Below are 1,303 nucleotides of genomic sequence, written 5' to 3'. Positions count from 1 at the left end.
TATCGAGGGTTGCAACCCTCGATATTTTTTTGTTTAACTTTAAAATTTACACAGAGATGAAAAAAGAAGATTTCTTAACCGACGAATTTTTGAAGCAGTTCAAGACAGGAGATGAACTGAATTCATTTTTAAAACAGATCCAAAAGCGTGGCATTGAAAAAATGCTTGAAGGCGAACTAGATGATCACTTAGGCTATGATAAAAACCAGCAGTCTAGATCCTCCAACTCCCGCAATGGTTATTCTACAAAGAAAGTACGCACCTCTTTAGGAGAGTCTGAGATAGCCGTTCCCAGAGATCGGGATGCTTCCTTTAATCCAATGATTGTTCCCAAGCGCAAAAATATGGTGGATGGCATAGAGCAAGTGATCATATCACTGTATGCCAAGGGGATGAGCAATAGTGACATCGAAGAACAAATACGTGAGGTATATGATTTTGAAGTATCTACCACGACCATATCACGCATTACAGATAAAATTACTAATGACATCGTAGCTTGGCAAAATCGTCCTTTAGAACCTGTATATTTAATTGTTTGGATGGATGGGATTGTCTTCAAGGTACGGGAGAACTCCAAGGTGATCAATAAAACTATTTATATCGCTGTAGGACTTAGAAGAGATGGCAAAAAAGAAGTCTTAGGACTTTGGTTGGGCAAAAATGAATCGGCTGCCTTTTGGATGAGTGTACTCACTGATATGAAGGCTAGAGGTGTAGAAGACCTATTGATCACTGCTACCGATAATCTCAATGGGTTTACAGATACCATCAAAAATGTATTTCCAGAAGCTACCACACAGATCTGTGTAGTCCATCAAATACGTAACGCATCCAGGTATGTGGTATGGAAAGATAAAAAGGCATTTACCAAGGATATGAAACTCATTTATGACGCCCCTACCAAAGAGGCGGCTAAAGCTTCTCTAAACGATTTTGCTAAAAAATGGGAATCTAAGTACTCTTATGCCATTAAAAGCTGGAGGGATAATTGGGAAGAGCTCACAGCCTTCTTCGAGTTCCCCATAGAGATCAGAAAAATCATCTATACTACCAATCTGATAGAGAACCTTAATGGAAAAATTAGAAAGTACACTAAAAATAAATTATCATTCCCAACTGACGAAGCGGTGATGAAATCTGTATATTTGGCTACAAGAGAAGCCACTAAAAAATGGTCGATGCCTATCAGAAATTGGGGCATAATCCTAAATCAGTTCTTAACCATATATGAAAAAAGGGTCCGACTCTAAATAAGTCAAACCCTCGGTATTTTTAATTACACACTTTGCGGGATAGTGTC

Annotated in this window: 1 protein-coding gene; it reads left to right on the top strand. The window is 38.4% G+C overall.

Features of this window, described 5'->3' with window-relative positions; translation table 11 throughout:
• The first annotated feature begins 56 nt into the window (after positions 1-56).
• Complete coding sequence (locus DZ60_RS0121960) at positions 57-1,253, top strand: IS256 family transposase (RefSeq protein ID WP_025744145.1); 1,197 nt, start codon at positions 57-59, stop codon at positions 1,251-1,253.
• Positions 1,254-1,303 lie beyond the last annotated feature (50 nt).

This window comes from Aquimarina pacifica, from assembly GCF_000520955.1.
In the GTDB taxonomy this organism is placed as follows: Bacteria; Bacteroidota; Bacteroidia; order Flavobacteriales; family Flavobacteriaceae; genus Aquimarina; species Aquimarina pacifica.
This window is presented reverse-complemented; position numbering and strand designations above follow the sequence as displayed.

Excerpts from the sequence above, each read along its gene's own strand:
- DZ60_RS0121960 (WP_025744145.1), top strand. The coding sequence starts at position 57 with ATGAAAAAAGAAGATTTCTTAACCGACGAATTTTTGAAGCAGTTCAAG.